The following is a 16443-nucleotide window of genomic DNA, read 5'->3' on the forward strand; positions in this document are numbered from 1 at the left end:
GGCTGGGGCTGGTCGGTTGGCAGGCGGTACGCGCCCCCCTCTCGGCTACCGGCTCCGGGAGACCTGCGCGGCGCCGCGTTCGTGCGGATACCGCTCCGGCGAACCGGCGATGGCCGGGTACCTCGGCAGCAGGTCGTACGCCGACGGCCAGTTCCGCAGCAGCGCGGTCAAAGCGCTGAACCGCTTCGGACCGAACTTGACCCCGTTGACCAGCCAGTCCAACGCCTTCGGGGCTCCGCCGTGCGGCGTGCCCACGGTGATCAACGCCGCACAGTCTGCCGCGCCATCGAGCGGACCCAGCCAATAACGAGCCACCAGCCCGCCCATCGAATGCCCGATCACGATCACCCGCTCACGCCGCGCGTCGGGAGTCAGGTCACGCAGCCGCGCCTCGACCACATCACGCACGTACTCGGCCGCCGCGACCACACCCGGCGAAAGTCGTACGGCACCGTCACCACATCCGCTGCCGACGGCGGCACCCCCGGCCGGGCCGTCTCCACGACCGAACCGGGGAACGCGTTCAGGATCTGCCGGATCAGCCGGTCATAGCCGGGCACCCGCCACACCGGCGGCACCACGGAAATCGTCGGCAGCAGCGCGACCGGGTTCAGCGAAGGATGCTCGGCGAGATTCAGCCGGTCGGGCCGGACCAGCGTCCCCACGACACCACGAGGCCCAGGTCCCCAGACCCGGCGTCCGTGGTCGTCGGCAAGCACGCTGCCACCGATCCCCGGCACAATCACCACCAGATGCCGCAACCGATCCACGCGTGCTCCCACCTCCGCTGGCAGCCAGTGACCACTGGACATCCAAGGCGTCGGTCGCAGTGGTGAATCCGTTACGGTTCGTGGTCGGCACCTATGCCGGGTAAGCCTTCGATGATCCAGAGCAGGACCGGACCACGGACTGAGCAGCATGCAGGACCGGGCCTCCGAATCGGACCAATCCGGCCTGCCGCGACAACCACCGCCACACTGCGAATTCCGGGATGGCCTCTCGACGCACTCCTGCTCGGCAAGTCCGCTCATCGGCTACTTGTTGAATGGCGGCACGATCGATGCCCGGCCAGGCTCGGTCGAGGTGTTCGACGGGACGCTCTCTCATCGGCTGTCCACCAGTGATCCAGGGTGTGGCTCACTCGTGGCGTGCGTCCTGTCGTGGACCGCGGTGGGGTTGTGGCTCAAGAGGGGTTTGCTCAGCTCGAAGTAGCGTTGCCCTCCTCGCCTTCCGTTCCCGGCTGGCGAGGAGACGACATGAGCCCAGTGATCATCGGTGTCGATCCGCACAAGCGGTCCGTCACGATCGAGATCGTCGACGGTCGGGAACGCAGCCTCGGCCAAGGACGTTTCGGCACCGACAACGACGGCTACCGGCGGATGCTCGAGCAGGGCCGTCGCCGACCCGACCGGCTGTGGGCGGTCGAAGGTTGCAACGGCGTGGGCAAGCACCTCGCGCAACGCCTGGTCGCCGACGGTGAACCGGTTCTCGACGTCCCTGCCAAGCTCGCGGCCAGGGCGAGGGTGTTCGACACCGGTCATGGTTGCAAGACCGACGCCGCCGACGCTCGCTCGGTAGCCGTGGTCGCGCTGCGTACCACCGGACTGCACCGTGTAAGTCTTGACGATCACACCGTGGCTCTACGGCTGCTGGTCGACCGCCGCGACGAACCCGGCCGGGCCCGCACGGACACTGTCAACCGGTTGCACAGGCTGCTCACCGAGCTGATTCCCGGCGGTGCCAAGAAGTTCCTGTCCGCCACCCAGGCACGTGCTCTACTCGCCACGGTGCGTCCACGCGATGTCGTGGGCCGGACCCGCCGGCGGCTCGCCGCAGAGTTGATCACGGAACTGGCGACGATCGATCGCAAGATGACCGCGGCCGACACCCAGCTGACCGAGCTCCTGGACGCGACCGGAACCGGTCTGCGCACTCTCTACGGGATTGGTCCGTCCAGCGCGGCCAGGATCCTGGGTGATGTCGGCGACATAGGTCGGTTCCCGGACCGCGGACGGTTTGCTAGTTGGAACGGCACCGCGCCTATCGACGCCTCCAGCGGTGAGCACCAACGCCATCGACTGTCCCGTGCGGGCAACCGGCGGATCAACCGGGTTCTGCACATCATGGCGATAGTCCAGCTCCGCAACGACACTCCGGGCCGGGCCTACTACCGCCGCAAGCTCGCCGACGGCAAGTCGCCACGCGAAGCCATCCGCTGCCTCAAACGACGCCTCTCTGACACTGTCTACAAGCGACTCGTAACCGACGCCAAGATCCGCACTGCCTCGACCGCCGAGCCGTCAAGTTCCCGCCTCTTGACATAGAGGGGAGCCATGAGAGGACACCGGTGGCGTCGGCTCACAGGGCGTCGCCCGAAGGGTGATTGTTGGAACGACGATTCTGGGCGTCTTCTTCACTCAGAGACGATTGGGCAAACAACGCGGTACGCCGACAGGTGCCGGTCAGCGACGACAGCACTGTGGTGGCGGTGTAGCCACTGACCGCCAGGCGGCGCCCGATGTCCTCGGCCCAGGGGCGCCGACGAACCGGCTTGCGCCGGCCAATCCGTTGCAGATGCCTTCGATCAGCCCGAGCGCCGCGGCGGGCGCGAGGTGCCTGTGACTGGGCTGGCCATCAGCGCAGTCGGGATCTCGTGCTCGACGTCGGCGAGGGATTGTCCGGAAGTGGCGGACTGCGCTGTTTGGGTGGACGTGAGAGGGGGCTCGTCATGCGCCTGCGGTGTTGAGGTCTCGGCTCTGACCTGAGGAGCAGGTGATGACCGTGCTGACAAACGTCGAATTGCTGGCTGTGGTGGCAAATCACCGCCCAGTGCCAACGCCGATGCTCGAGGCAGGTGTGCGGTTCGCGTTCTATGGCCGGATGTCCACAAGTGAGTTCCAGGACCCGCAGACTTCTCGAGCGTGGCAGCGTGCCGTGCCGGATGAGTTGATCGATGGCGTCGGCTCGGTGGTGGTGGAGTTCTTCGACGCGGGGCGGTCGCGTCGTTGGTCGTGGTGGGAGCGTCCTGAGTCATCTGCATTGCTTGGCGCGGCGGCCAGGTCGGACCGTGTGTTCGACGCAGTGGTGATCGGCGAGTACGAGCGGGCGTTTTACGGCGACCAGTTCCGTGAAGTGGTCTCGCGGTTGAACGAGCTGGGCGTTCAGGTGTGGTTGCCCGAGGCCGGCGGTCCGGTTGAACTGGACAGCCCGGTCCACCAGGCGTTGATGGTGTTGCTCGGTGCGCAGGCTCAGCGGGAGGTGGCCCGTGCTCGTCAGCGTGTGCTGGCGGCGATGCGGGCGCAGACCAGTCAGCAGGGTCGATACCTCGGCGGCCGGCCGCCCTACGGGTATCGCTTGGTCGACGGTAGCCCGCATCCGAATGCCCGCCACAGCGGGTGGGGTCGGCGTTTGCAGATTCTGGCGCCGGATCCGGTGACCGCGCCTTGGGTGCGGCGGATGTTCCGGGAACGAGCGCGTGGTCGTGCGCTCGCGTCGATCGCCCGCGAGCTCAACGACCGTGGTGTGCCGTGTCCGTCGAGTGCGGATCCAGGACGCAACTCGCATAGGACGGGCGGGCGGTGGGTGGTGACCGCGGTTGCGGCGATCCTCGAGAACCCGTGCTACACCGGCAGGCAGGTGTGGAATCGGCACGGCACACGGCGGAGAGGACCAGGAGGCCGGCGCGGTGGTCGTGCCGCAGGCCGGGTGACCCGCAACCCGGTCACGGTGTGGGAGGTGTCGGAGAAGCTCTCGCACGAGCCGCTGGTCGACGATGAGACCTTCGTGGCCGTTCAGCGGATCAGGGCACCGAGGCAGGCCAAGGACGGCGGGGTGCGCAGATACGCGTTGGCAGGTCTGGTCGTGTGTGGGGTGTGCGACCGGAGGATGGATGCTCACTGGGTGCACGGCAGGCCCGCCTACCGGTGTCGGCACGGCTTCAACAGCGCGTCGACTCGGCCTCCGGACGCACCGGCCAATACCTACGTTCGCGAGGACGTCGTGCTTCAGGCGCTCCCGAGGCTGATCGCTGAGCGCGGGCGCAATCCGGAGTCCGATCTGGCAGCACAACTCCACGATCTACAGCTAGCAATTACATGCGTAGGGTCTGATCTGGACTTAAGGCCATGGCTGACCAGTCGAAATCCCGCGCGAGCTCTACCTGCAACACAAGCGGCGTTAGCGCTGGATTGGGGATCGGGGGCACCGGAAGTGCCCATATAAAGCAATTACCCCACGGAAAAATTGCTCCCGTGGGGTAATTCCGTGTCCGAATACGTAGCAAGATTGCGCAGTTCGTGTGTTCATGCGCTATTGGATAGCTCGAACTCAGTATAGAGGGCCAGGCGACACTGATCAATCTTTTGGGCTGATCTGTATCGACTGGAGCAAAGATTTCGCAGCGACCTGTTCGACTGCGTGCCGATCTGAATCAGGCCAATTTGCGCCACGCGCTGCGTGAGTACGTGTGGCACCGCGGCGAACACCCAACCCGCCGATCGCTTGCGGGCGCGCGCCACTCCCTGCGGGGCCGGCCTCATCCTGGCGGACCCGCTCATCTACCGCCTCATCATAGATCGACATGATCTTCTCGGCTGAGTCATCCGCGAGCGCTGTCTCGCCATCGAGGAACGGCGGCGATCGAGCACTACCTCGGAGAGCGACATCTGCCGATGACCGAGGTCTCAGGCCTCGTGGTCGAGGTTCACCCGTAGTTCCTGGGCGAGGAAGAAGAGGTCGACACCTGCTCGATCCGCCGCGTCGGCGCAGCGGCTTGCGTCCTTGATGGGCTCGTCGTAGAGGATGACGATTGCTGGTCGAGCCGGCTCGACCGACCTGTTGCTGGTTGCGGCGAAGAGGAGGTCCTTGAACGATCGTTCAGGGCCCCAGCAGACGTAGCGATGGTCGGTACCGTCGGTCGCGAGGCAGTGATACGGCCTTAACCCCTGGGAGCCGGGCTTTACGTACCAACCGGTGCCACAAGCTGCGGCAATCACCTCGTGCGGTGTCTGGTGTCGGACTGGGACCAGCTGCGGGTAACGGCCCAGCCCTTTCATCGCGTGGTCGTACTGCCGGGCGACGTCTGTGAGCCAGGTGTACGTGGACGAAGGACTAAGGTGGCTGCGCAACACGCCTCCGATTGCGGGATCGCCCAGCATGTCAGCCAGGTGCCTGCTTCGGTCCTGATCGTCGAGGCTGTCCAGGTGACGGGTGGTGGCCGAGGCGAAGATGCTCGTGATCAGCTCCAGCGCGACATCAGCGGGAAGGGCGTCGCCGCGAGCGTTGTCGACACGTTCGATGTCCTCCGCCGAATGGGGATTGACGCGGACGTTCGTGAGCGCTTCCGCCCTCCTGACCAATTCGGAGGGCGTGAGCATCAGCAGCCGGTATCCGACTCGGCGGCGGAACTCCACCGCGAGTTCCGGCCGCGGGCCTCGTAGTTCATTCTTGTTCCTGCACCACCAGTCTTCCTTGACGTCGCTGGTCACCATGAGTGCGTCACATCCGCGGCGCTCTGCCTCGCGGAGCAACTGTTCCCACACGAGGTAGTCGCCCGCGCGCAGTTCGTCGTCGGTCTTGTCCGCGTCGAGGAAGCCAGGCGGCTCCTGAGCCACGATGCGGCGTTGTGCCTCGGTGACAGCGGCGGCGTGGTCCTTAGAGGACAGTGCAGCGCCGACTCGGTTCGCGAGGGTCGAGGCCAAGGTGTCGAGGATCGCGTCGGTGTTCGTGTCGCGAGCGTGTTCGGCCGCGTCCGCGGCGGCTTGTTCGCTGATCGTCTGACGGACAGACTGGAACGCGGCTTCGAGCGTGTCCAGCAGATGAGCCTTGCGTGCGTCATTCAACGCGATCTTCTTGCTCCATGAGGACACTGCGTTCTCGGCCGATCTGCTCGCCTTGTCCAGCAGGTCGAGCGATTCCTTCGGGCCGTCGCTGATGCGGTCAAGGGTCGGTTCGCGGTTGCGCCAGAACTCCCGCATCACCTGGTGGGGGATCCACAGGCTCTCGCCGAGACCCTGCATGACGGCGATGAGGTCACGGCGGGTGGTGCTGTTGAACCGGTAGAGGTTCAGCAGCACGTTGGCGTCGAAGACCACCAGGCCCGAGGTGAGTACGCGGCGGTAGTCCTCGTCGGTCGGTGTGCGGTAGTCCTCGAAGCCCTCGAAGATCCCGCCGGTCGTCGGCGAGTCGGCTGGGTGCACCAAGAACCTCCAGGAAGCTGGTCGCAGGCATGGTAGACGCGTTGAAAGCCTGACTCGCGACGTGGAATATTTCGTGTCAAAGTCCTGTGGCGTAACGGTTCTGGTAGTTGTTGACGATGCACTTCCCGTCAGCAGCTGACCTAGGGGGCACGGTTGCGGGAGCCGCGCAGGTGGTGGCAGGAAGTCGAGGCGAGCGACTGGTCCGCGTTCGCTCAGCCTGTCGACCTTGTCCGCGAGCGTTGCACCGCGGTGCTGGCGGCCCTGGAGGAACTCTCCACACGAGGCCCGATGGCGACTCTCGGTGAGATCGCCGTGCAGGCGAAGGAGGTCGGCTATCACGACCCGTTGCCGGAGAGCGATCTGAGGTCAGTACTGGACAGCCTGGCGAAGTGGGGGTTCGCGGAGCCGTTCCGCGACTACGCGGCGCCTGTGCGGAGCCTGCGTGGGGTGATCGTCCGACAGGAGGCTTGGGCGCTGACCCGCAAGGGCAGAGGTGTCGTCGCGGCCGTCCGGCTCGCGGTCGTGGACGCGCGGCGAGCGCTGCAGTTGCCGAGTCGGCTGCTAGACGGCGTCGAGAGCACCGTCCGGGCGTTGCTGCACCACGTCGCGAACGACTGCGGAAGGCTGCCGGCCGGCCTCAACGACGTCCGGACGCGAGTCGACGAGCTTCGGCGGGTGACGGCCGACTTCTACGCCGCGCTCGCTCAGATGGTTCAGTCCGACGTCACGGACGACGACGTCTTCGGGGCGAACCGCGACAGGGTGATCGAGGCGCTGCGGCAGTTCCCCCGTGAGTACGGTAGGGCGCTGCGACGGGTGGAGACCGCTCTCGACGACCTGTGGGCGGTCGGTTTCCACGCGGTGGTGGAGGCCGCGGTCGAGCACGCTGGACTGATCGACGTCGCCGACCAGCAGCACTGGATCGAGGAGCGGGTTCGCTGGCTCGACGATCTTGGCGCGTGGTTCCAGCCGGACGGCACCGTGCACCAGTTGATCGAGTCGGCGACGGGCGCCGTGCACACGTTGCTCGTCGCGATTGATCGCCGGTACGCGGCTCGCCGCAGAGGTTCGGACCTCGGGCATGATTTCCGTGTGTTGGCCAGGAGCCTGCACGGTCAGGTAAGCGACAGCGAAGCGCGACGTGTGTACGCGGCGGCATTCGGCGACTGGCCTGCGTGGCACGCGGTGACCCGGGAGACCGAGGAGGACGTGCTGCACGGCACGGCGGCCGGCAGCCGTGCGCGTCACCACGTCGAGGTGACGTTGCGCGAACACGAGCGTCACGGAAATCCGAGCGGTCGGCCGCGCAAGGTTCTTGACACCAGAGAGGAGCGCAAGTCTGCGGTCGTTGGCGCCGTGTCCCAGGTAGCGCAGCGTCGTCGGCTGACCGCTCTGCTCGTGACCGACGGAGAGGTGGCCCTCGACCACTTCACCGGCCTCTCCGCTGACGCTGCGTCAGTGCTGTTGCGGGCGATCGAGGTGGCTCTTACGCGGCTCGACCCGGTGACCGGGTGCGGGCAGGCGTACGCGGATGGTGCGAGTCTCGAGATCCTGGTTCGCCTCGGCGTACCGGGCAAGGTGGTTCGGCTGAGGCTCGCCGGCGACGGTGTGCTGGCGGCGCCGGATCTGCGCGTGTGGGTCAGACCCGCCGCGGACGTGGCCTCCGGTGACCGGAGTGAAGGCGGGATCGCGTGAGCTCTTCACGGGGGTTGGTCCCGGAACTCAGAGACCCGGCTCGCAGGCTGATCGCCACCGGCCGCATCAGGGCCGAGCAGGACCTGGATTTCTACCGGGCGGCGGTGCAGGGACGCCGTGAACTGGCGGAATTCTTCCAGACGGAACTGGGCTGGGTAGTGGAGGTCGACGAGTCTGCGGAACTGGTCAGGCTCCACAAGCGCCGCAGCGACGTGCCCGCCGATCGGGGACCGGTGCTGCCTCGGGACGGACGAACGGCGGCACTGGCGTCTAGGGACGTGCTGGTTCTCGTCGTGCTCGTCTGCGAACAGCTTTGGCGTCGGCCGAGGATGAGCCTGCGTGAGCTAATGCAGAGCATCGCCCAGGTGTGCGCGGCCGAAGCACCCGCGGGTCAGCTCCCCACATTTCGCATCGTGGCCTCGGACGGCACCGGGAAGGCGGAGGCGAGAACGAGCCGCAGCAACCTCGTTGACGCCCTCAAGCTCCTGGTCGCGGAGGGGTCGATTACTGTGGACACGGATCTCGAACGGGCGCTCGGCGCGGACGAGACGGACATGGTGGTGAGCGCGTCACGGGAACGACTGGCGCAGAAGTTCTCCTCGCTGTCGCCAGCGCTGCTGGACCTCGAGAACCTGCCCTTCGAGCGGCATGCCGAGGCGTTGTGCTCGGAAGCACTTGTCGACGACAACGAGGACGAACCGACGCTGGACGACCGGAGGTTCTTCGCGTTGCGCCGCCTGGTCGATGATCCTGCGACTGACCCGTTCGACGGTCGTACCGCGACTCCCTACCTGACAACGCCCGCCGGTCGTGACCGCGCCCTCGAGGTCACCACCGCACTCGGGTTCACCACGACCGCACGCCGCGACTGGTGGGAGACGACCGATCCCAGCGGTGTCGGCACGGCGATCGACTTCCCCAACGGCAGGCGCAACGAACGACAGGCGGCGCTCGCCCTGCTCGACGCGGTGAAACGACGCGCGGAACCGCTGCGCGAACTGCAGTTGTCCGAAATGGTCGCGTTGTTCGAGGACGTGCGGGCGCTCCAGCCACGGTGGGCAGCCGCCTACGAGGATCGCTTGCCGGCGCTGGCCAGGGCCGCGGCGGCGGAGCTCGTCGCGGTCGCGTTGCTCACCCCGGTGACCCGGGACATTTGGCGGCCTACCGCCGGAATCCACTTCTGGCGGGTGGCGGTACGCCGCGGCGCGACGAACACTGAGGAGGGTGGCGATCGATGACCACCACGGACCATCCCGCCTCCAGGCTGGCGGCAGTACGCGAAGAACCCGCGGTCGGCGAGCCGGGCACCGCCGGTCGCTGGCAACCGACCCGTGCCGGCGCGGTCAACTCCTGGGCTTGGGCCGACGAACTGCTGGTGTTCGCCGACGGCTGGATGACGCTGACCGGACCGAACGGATCCGGCAAGTCCCTGACCGCGTCCATGTTGGTCACCCTGCTCGTGGACGGCGACACCTCCCAGACCGCGCTCTCGGTGTCCGGGAAGGCCGCCGGAACGCTCACTAGCAGGCACACCGATCGCAACGATCGCGAGGACCGCACCGGCACGTGGTGGCTCGAGTACGGGATGCAGGACGAGACCAGCGGTGAGACGAGCTACTTGACCACCGGGCTGTGGTTGCGCGCGGTGGGCGGGAACCTCCACCGCGCGTTCTTCCTCGCACCCGGCCGAGTCGGACACGAACTCGTGCTGACGCACGACGGCAATCCTGTCGGCGTCGACGAACTCGCCGCCCAACTCGCCGCGATCGACGGCGAACTGTTCACCTCGGTCCCGGCGCTGCGATCCAAAGCGTCTTCCCACCTCGCCGCAGTCAGCGACGAGTCCGGCTATCGCACCGCTGTGCGCACCCAGCTCTTCGCGCCGCTCGACGAGGTGCAGTTCGACGCACTTGTCGGGGTTCTGCGCAGCCTGCGAAGCCTGCGCACGGCGGAGGCGATTCCGCCGGCCCAGATGCGCGCGGTGCTCACCGAAGCGCTGCCAGCGCTCGATCCCGACCGGCTGACCGTGATCGGCGAAGCCATGGAACGCATCTCCGAGCTGGAGACCCAGCTCGCGGACATGCGGTACGAAGCCAAACAGCTCACCGGCACCGACAACCGCTACCAGCGCTACGTCTCGGCTCTGGTTGAGCTGGAGGCCGCTCAACTCACCGCCGCCGTCACCGAGTTCGACGCCCAGACACGGCGCACTCGCGATGCGACCGGCAAACTGGAAGCCGCGCAACGCACACAAGCCGACACCGCCGAGCAGCTCGACGAACTCAACGCCCAGATCTCGACACTCGAGGGCCGCCGCGAGGCCGCCGACGCTGCGTTGCGCGACCACGCCGGAGCCGAGCTTCCGCTGCTCGAACGCCGGGCGGAGGAACTCGAAGCGGAAGCGGCCCGCGCTCAAAGCCGTGCCCAGGAGGCCGAGAGGGACGCTGCGTCGTCGTCAGGACAAGCCACTGAAGCGACCGAGAATGCGCAAGAAGGCTCGGCCCACCTCCTGCGGCTGACTGAGGAGCTTCGCGCGGTGTCCCGCGAGGTCGGTGCGGACGCGGCTCTGGAACACCTCGCCGAAGCCACCTCGACGCTGACGTCCCCCGGTGGGACGCAGTTGACCGCAGCCGGCCTCGATCAGGCTTGCGGCACCCCGCTGGCCTGGGTGGCCATGCGAACGGACCAGGTGACGCGAGTCGACGGGTCTTTGAGGGTGCACGCGGATGCGCAGCGCCATGAGCAGTCGTGTGCCGAAGAGCTGCGCCGGTGCGAACGCAGCGAAGACGAGAACCGTCAACGAGCAGAACGTTCGACCGCGAGCCGCCAGGATGCCGAAGGGCATTTCGTCCAGGCCATCGCCGAGTGGGGGACTCGATCTGACCATCTCGGTGTCGTGCCGGGAGAACTCGTCGACTCCGCGGGTTCGGAAGGAGAACGCCTGCCGCTGCAGCGCATCGGCGCCTGGGTCTCGGCGGCCGCGAACGCGGCACGCTCACGAATCGACGTGTCTGGCCGGCACCGGGCGGCGGACACTGCAGCGGCACTGCGAGACGAGGCTCAGCAGACGCTGATAGCAGCACAGGGTGAAGAGGACGAAGCCGCGTCCACGCTGGAAGAGATCGCCGCAGCCCTTGAGTTCACACGCGACCGAGCACGGTCCGAGGAAGAAGCTGACGAGATCCGGCGCGCGGAGGCCACTCGCTCCTGCGAACAGGAAACCTCGGTTGCCAGAACTGCACTCGCTCAAGCTGAGGAGGCCGCCGCTGATGCTCGCCGCACGGCGGACCAAACGGCTGTCGGCTGGGTGCAGGACCTCCAGCAGTGGCGGGGCTCCACGCGGTTCCTCACCGGTGTACCGCTCCCGCCGCCGGAGCCCGACGTTGATCCGTTCACGGTCCGCCTCGCAGTGGAACAGACGCACAACGAGGTCAGCGGGCATCTCGCACTGTCTGTGAACGCTGCCAGGGGAGCGTCCGAGCGCGCTCAGACAAGAGTCGAGGAAGTCGAGTCACAGTTGCGCGCCGCTCGTCGCGCTGCGCCCACACCCGCAGCGCCACCCTGGCGGACCCGAGACGACGACGAGTGCGCGCCGTTGTGGGCGCTGGTGGACTTCGCGGACAACCTGTCGACGGACGAAGCTGACCGGTTGGAGGGCGCCTTGCTGGTCTCGGGTCTGCTCGACGCGCTCGTGACTGCGGATGGTGTGGCACGGACCGGCGATCTTGTCATCACGGCGACCATCCCCGCACCGGGACGCAGCCTCGCCGATCTCCTCCGGCCGGAGGTGGCCTCGTCCGTTCCCGGATACCGGGTCGAGGCACTGCTGCGGTCGATACCCGCTGATCAGGTCCTTGAACAGGGCCACATCGGTACAGGTGCGCTCACCGCGGCAGCGCCCGTCGGGTACCGGGCGGAGTTCATCGGCCGCACCACTCGCGAACGCGTACGTCTGCAACTCGTCGCCGCCCTGGAGATCGAGCTGGGCGAAGCCTCCGCCGTGCTCCGCGCCGCGAAGGCCGAGGTCGACAGGTGCGAGTCGGAAGTCCTCCTGGCGGCAACGGAACGAGATGCCCTTCCTTCGTTCTCGGCACTGCTTGATGCTCGTGAGGACGCGCTACGGCTTCGAGATGAAGCGCGCGCGATGCAGCTCCACACGACGCGGCGAATGGCGGACGCGGAACAGGAACGAGCCCGCGAGTTCGCCGTACTGGATTCCGCGGCGCTCACCCGCGCATCGGTCATCGACGCCGCCACGCAACGGCTCCGTCACGCGGAAAGCAGCGTCGAACGGGCCGCTCGCAAGACTGCGGACGCGACGCGCTTCGCGGAAGAGAGGCAGGAGCGGGCAGAAGAGGCCGGCCGTGAGCTGGCCGCGGCGAGACGAGCACAGCAGGAGGCCGACGACGAACGTCTGGCGTTCCCGGACTTCGCCAACGTCACCGTTGCCGCTGCCGACGAGGATCGTCAGACGGAGGACCTGCGCCGAGCGAGCGCGGCCGTGCTCACCGCGGCCGAGAACCACCGCGTCGCCGGCGAGGAAGTGCGGCAGGCGCTGCGCGAACTCAACCAGGCCGCCGCGTTGCCCGACGGCGGCCTCCTGCCGACCGCGTTCGGCCAGCTCAAGGACCACGCCGAGGCCGTCGTGCGGCTGGGTCACCAGGTCGCGCTCTGGCGTCAGGCCGCCGAACGCGCGGCCGAGCTCACCCGGCAGGCGCGCACCGTCATCAGCACGGCCGCTCACCGTGCTGACGCGGCCAGTAGGGCGAAGGACGAAGCCGACCAGGCGAGGCTCATCGCCATCCGGGAAGCCGCGACCCTGGCCGAGACCCGGCAGTTGCACGGCGCCGCCTACGAGGACCTGCGCACGGCAAGGGAAGAGATCGGAACCACGCTGAGCCGCACCAAGGACGCGGTCCTCGTGATGAGCGGCCGATACCAGCAAGCAGGCGAGACCGCCGCCGCGGCCCGTGCCACCCTCGACGGCATCGCACCTCAGCGGGAGGCCGCCGAACGGCGGCGAGACGACTGCGTCCGGCAGCTCGGCAGGCTCGTCGACGAACGCCTCGCCACCGTGCCGGAGGACCTCCGCGACGACATGGGCAGGCCCGCCCACCTCACGGCGGCTCTCAACTGGGCCAGGAGGTTGCTGCAGCACCACGCCGGTGGCACCGACCGGCTGGAGACGCTGCGCCAGGCGCGGGCGCGGGCACTGTCACTGCTCGAGACCAGCGCCCGTTCCACCAGCACCGCGCTCGCCCGCTTCGACCGCCAGGTCGTGATGGAGACCATCGAGGGAACGGACTGGCGCCGTGCTGTCGTCGCGGATCCTGGCGCCGGTCGAGGCGAGGACCTGCACGTCGCCGTTGAGAAGCTGGAGGCGACGGCCCAACAGCTCGAAGAGGATCTGCGCGACGACGTGAAGCGCACGCTGAAGACGAGCCTGTTCACCCAGCTCCGGCGGGACATCGTGGTGCGCAGGGAAGCCGCACGCGAGTTGGTGCGCCAGATTCGCGACACCCTGAGCGGAGTGCGCACTGGCGTGGCCGACGTGGGAGTCCAGGTCGACTGGGTCGTCCGCGAGGACGAGGACGCCCAGCGCATGGTGGAGCTGATCGCCCTTCCGCAGTCGGACGAGGTCTTCGAGGACATGTACACCGTGCTGCGCAACCGAATGAACGAGAAGTCCGGTGACTCCTGGAAAGACCGCGTCGCGCACACCTTCGACTACCGCTCCTGGCACGAGTGGAAGATCTCCGTTACCCACGCGTCCTTCACCGGGCCGAACAAGGAGCGTTTCCGCGAGGTCAGCGCGCGCTCCAACCCTTTGGAAACCTTGTCCACCGGTGAGCGCAGACTTGCCACCATGCTGCCGCTGCTGGCCGCCGCGTGGTCGATGTACTCGGGACCGGACTACTGCGGACCCCGGTGGATCTCGATCGACGAGATCGATGCGGCGTTCGACGAGCCGAACCTCCGGCAGGTGCTCGCGCTCCTACGGTCGTGGGAGTTCGATGTGCTGGCGACCGCTCCCTTCATCACGCCCATGATCAAGAAAGAGACCGGACGCGTCGTACTGCACGAGGTCGTGACCGCGGGGAAGAAGCGGATCACCGTGCCCTGGCTGTGGAACGGGGAGGGCGAGCCGCAGGTCCTCACGTTGGACCTTGTCATCGACGAGAAGGCTTCATGACTGCGACTTTCCTGGCGGAACTGGCGCACGACGCGGACCTCGCTCCTTTGTGGACGGCTGTGCACCGCAGGCTCTGCGCGGGCGTCCCGGCGGAGTCCATCGCCTCCGTGCGGGTGGAGAACCTGTCGAGTGCAGGAACCGCGGTGCTCCGATCATGGATCGACACGACCTCTCGCCGCGGCCGCGACCGTTCCGGTGTGAAAGTCGACGGCAGCTCGACCGTCGTTCCGCTCCGCGACGTGCTCGCCGCGATCGCCCTACCCGTCGCCCAGCTAGTTCCCCTGGTCGAACTCGCGGTCGGCCGCCCGGTCGTCAACAGCGCGGCATTGCGGCGGCAAGCCTCTACACGGCGCCGTGATCTGTGGGCCGAGGTCGAGGCCCGGCTACCGCAGCTGCCCGGACTCGTCGCACGGATGCGCGCTGCGGGCACCGACGACGTGGAATCGACCCGACATTTTGTGCGCGTATTGGCCGAAGTCGTCGCGGCCCTGCCGTACCGTCCGCCGACAAGTCTCGCCAAGCTGGCCCACGACCTCGCCGGCGACCCGCACTACTTCGACCTTGACCGCAACACCGGCTCGCGCCTCGTGAGCGCGGTCGCCGAGTGGTCCGGCAAACCCGAGCCCACCCGTCCCGACCACGTCCGCAGCCTGCTGGCCAAGGCAGGCATCCTGGCAGACCGGTTGTCTTCGACGGTCCTGCTCCACCAGGTACGAGTGGTCGGCGACGGCCCGATAGATCGCCGTCTGCGGGAGGTAAACACCCCTGTTGCCGTGACCCTGCTTGACCTGACTGTCCACCCGCCCGTGTTCGCTGAACAGCTTCTCACGGTGGTGGAGAACCCCTCGGTCCTCGAAGCAGCAATGGCTCGCGGCATCCACCAGGCGTTCGCCTGTACCAGCGGACATCTCGGTAGCGTCGACCACGCACTGCTCCAGCTCGCCATCGACCAGGGCGTCACGCTCCGCTACGCGGGTGATCTCGACGGCCCAGGTCTGCTCATCGCCCGGCAAGTGGCCGAGATCTACGGGGCCACGGTGGTCGCCATGTCCGCCGACCTCGTCCGGCGCGCGGGAGCGGAACCGTCCGCCGTGCCGTTCTTCGGCGTCGACCGCGTCGAAGACGACCTTCGTGATGCCATCACCGCCTCGGGACGGGTCCTGTTCCAGGAACACGATGTCGTCCTGGACGAGCTGCTGTGACATCGAACAGTGCAGCGGCAGCGCAGGGCGAGCAGACGGATGTCGTCTCGATGGACAGTGGGCGACCCGCGATGAGGTTTCGCAGCAGTACTTGCAGGGTGTTCGGACGCACAAGGTGTGCTCCAGTTCGGTGCGCAGGCGCGCCACGCCCTCGTCCTGTGTGCTGCCAGAATTCTGTACGCATGCGTTGAGCTGCGGTGGTCGGGTCCTGGTGTTCGGTCGGCGTGATCGTGGGCGTGGCGCTGCGACTGCTGTACCTCATCCTCGTCCAGCTGGGTAGCTGGCTGATCCTGCTCGGCCGGTCGTCGGCGGCGAAGGACGTCGAGTTGTTGGTGTTGCGGCATGAGGTTGCGGTGTTGCGCCGCACTCATGGTCGCCCGCGCGGTTGGACTGGGCCGACCGCGCTGTGCTGGCCGCGCTGATGTGGCGGCTACCACGCTGGCTCCGGGTGCACCGGTTGGTGTCTCCGGACAAGGTGTTGCGGTGGCTTCGGCGCCTGGTCGCCAAGAAGTGGACCTACCCGAATCGGAGTGGTCGTCCGCGGGGCAACGAGACCGTAGTGGCGTTGATCGAGCGTTTGGCGCGGGAGAACGCCGGCTGGGGTTACAGGCGTATCCACGGTGAGCTGCTCAAGCTGGGCCACCGGACGTCCGCGTCGACTGTTCGTCGTGTGCTGAAGCGGCTTCGGATTCCGCCCTCGCCGACTCGAGACTCCGACACGTCGTGGAGGCGGTTTCTGCGTGCTCAGGCGGTGAGCATGCTGGCGTGCGATTTCTTCCATGTCGACTGCGTCGTCACGTTGAAGCGGGTGTACTTGTTCTTCGTGATGGAGGTCGGCACCCGCTACGTCCACATCCTCGGCGCCACCACCAACCCGGACGGTCCGTGGACTACACAGCAGGCTCGCAACCTCCTCATGGAGTTGGACGACCGGGCCGACGAGCTTCGATTTCTGGTTCGCGACAGGGCTGGTCAGTTCACGCTGTCGTTCGATTCCGTTCTCGCTGACGCCGGCATCGACATTGTGAAGATCCCACCGCGATGTCCGCGGGCCAACTGCGGTGAAGTAGGTAACGGTCGTCCTTCAGCGGTAGATACACCCCGAAACAACCTCGCTTGGGCGTTGAGGGGTGGAGCTTGACCGACGTCGATGGGG

General features: G+C 67.3%; 11 protein-coding genes. 8 read left to right on the forward strand and 3 right to left on the reverse strand.

The window, feature by feature from the left end; translation table 11 throughout:
• Positions 1 to 45 precede the first annotated feature (45 nt).
• Positions 46 to 408 (reverse strand): esterase/lipase family protein, encoded by a 363-nt coding sequence (locus JNUCC0626_RS08260; protein ID WP_394619078.1) that lies wholly within the window; start codon positions 406 to 408, stop codon positions 46 to 48.
• The gene (locus JNUCC0626_RS08265; protein WP_394619079.1) at positions 372 to 665 is read right to left on the reverse strand and encodes a hypothetical protein; all 294 of its coding nucleotides are present in this window, start codon (positions 663 to 665) and stop codon (positions 372 to 374) included. Before JNUCC0626_RS08265 ends, JNUCC0626_RS08260 begins: the two co-directional genes overlap by 37 nt.
• 591 nt (positions 666 to 1256) lie before the next feature.
• On the opposite strand from JNUCC0626_RS08265, the gene JNUCC0626_RS08270 reads away from it, so the two are divergent.
• Positions 1257 to 2324, forward strand: a complete 1068-nt coding sequence (locus tag JNUCC0626_RS08270; RefSeq protein WP_394619080.1) for an IS110 family transposase — start codon at positions 1257 to 1259, stop codon at positions 2322 to 2324.
• A gap of 451 nt (positions 2325 to 2775) precedes the next feature.
• A complete protein-coding gene (locus tag JNUCC0626_RS08275) occupies positions 2776 to 4221 on the forward strand; it encodes a recombinase family protein (protein ID WP_394619081.1) in 1446 nt (481 codons plus the stop codon).
• A 461-nt stretch (positions 4222 to 4682) separates the two neighbouring features.
• Here JNUCC0626_RS08275 and JNUCC0626_RS08280 read toward each other — a convergent pair whose 3' ends face one another.
• Positions 4683 to 6197, reverse strand: coding sequence for a PIN-like domain-containing protein (locus JNUCC0626_RS08280; protein ID WP_394619082.1), 1515 nt, complete (start codon positions 6195 to 6197; stop codon positions 4683 to 4685).
• Between the two features lie 288 nt (positions 6198 to 6485).
• Here JNUCC0626_RS08280 and JNUCC0626_RS08285 point away from each other — a divergent pair, with 288 nt between their 5' ends.
• From JNUCC0626_RS08285 to JNUCC0626_RS08310, 6 genes are all read left to right on the forward strand, one after another.
• Positions 6486 to 7892 (forward strand): DUF2397 family protein, encoded by a 1407-nt coding sequence (locus tag JNUCC0626_RS08285; RefSeq protein ID WP_394619083.1) that lies wholly within the window; start codon positions 6486 to 6488, stop codon positions 7890 to 7892.
• Entirely contained in the window at positions 7889 to 9130 is a 1242-nt protein-coding gene (locus JNUCC0626_RS08290; protein WP_394619084.1) for a DUF2398 family protein, read from the forward strand. The genes JNUCC0626_RS08285 and JNUCC0626_RS08290 overlap by 4 nt, the downstream gene beginning before the upstream one ends.
• Positions 9127 to 14085, forward strand: coding sequence for an SbcC/MukB-like Walker B domain-containing protein (locus JNUCC0626_RS08295; RefSeq protein ID WP_394619085.1), 4959 nt, complete (start codon positions 9127 to 9129; stop codon positions 14083 to 14085). Before JNUCC0626_RS08290 ends, JNUCC0626_RS08295 begins: the two co-directional genes overlap by 4 nt.
• A complete protein-coding gene (locus JNUCC0626_RS08300) occupies positions 14082 to 15287 on the forward strand; it encodes a TIGR02679 domain-containing protein (protein ID WP_394619086.1) in 1206 nt (401 codons plus the stop codon). The genes JNUCC0626_RS08295 and JNUCC0626_RS08300 overlap by 4 nt, the downstream gene beginning before the upstream one ends.
• Before the next feature lie 197 nt (positions 15288 to 15484).
• Positions 15485 to 15709, forward strand: coding sequence for a hypothetical protein (locus JNUCC0626_RS08305; RefSeq protein ID WP_394619087.1), 225 nt, complete (start codon positions 15485 to 15487; stop codon positions 15707 to 15709).
• Positions 15710 to 15846: 137 nt separating this feature from the next.
• Entirely contained in the window at positions 15847 to 16428 is a 582-nt protein-coding gene (locus tag JNUCC0626_RS08310; RefSeq protein ID WP_394619088.1) for an integrase, read from the forward strand.
• Positions 16429 to 16443: the final 15 nt, after the last annotated feature.

This window comes from Lentzea sp. JNUCC 0626 (assembly GCF_043632865.1).
Classification (GTDB): Bacteria; Actinomycetota; Actinomycetes; order Mycobacteriales; family Pseudonocardiaceae; genus Lentzea.

Excerpts from the sequence above, each read along its gene's own strand:
- JNUCC0626_RS08300 (WP_394619086.1), top strand. The coding sequence starts at position 14,082 with ATGACTGCGACTTTCCTGGCGGAACTGGCGCACGACGCGGACCTCGCT.
- JNUCC0626_RS08270 (WP_394619080.1), top strand. The coding sequence starts at position 1,257 with ATGAGCCCAGTGATCATCGGTGTCGATCCGCACAAGCGGTCCGTCACG.
- JNUCC0626_RS08285 (WP_394619083.1), top strand. The coding sequence starts at position 6,486 with ATGGCGACTCTCGGTGAGATCGCCGTGCAGGCGAAGGAGGTCGGCTAT.
- JNUCC0626_RS08275 (WP_394619081.1), top strand. The coding sequence starts at position 2,776 with ATGACCGTGCTGACAAACGTCGAATTGCTGGCTGTGGTGGCAAATCAC.
- JNUCC0626_RS08295 (WP_394619085.1), top strand. The coding sequence starts at position 9,127 with ATGACCACCACGGACCATCCCGCCTCCAGGCTGGCGGCAGTACGCGAA.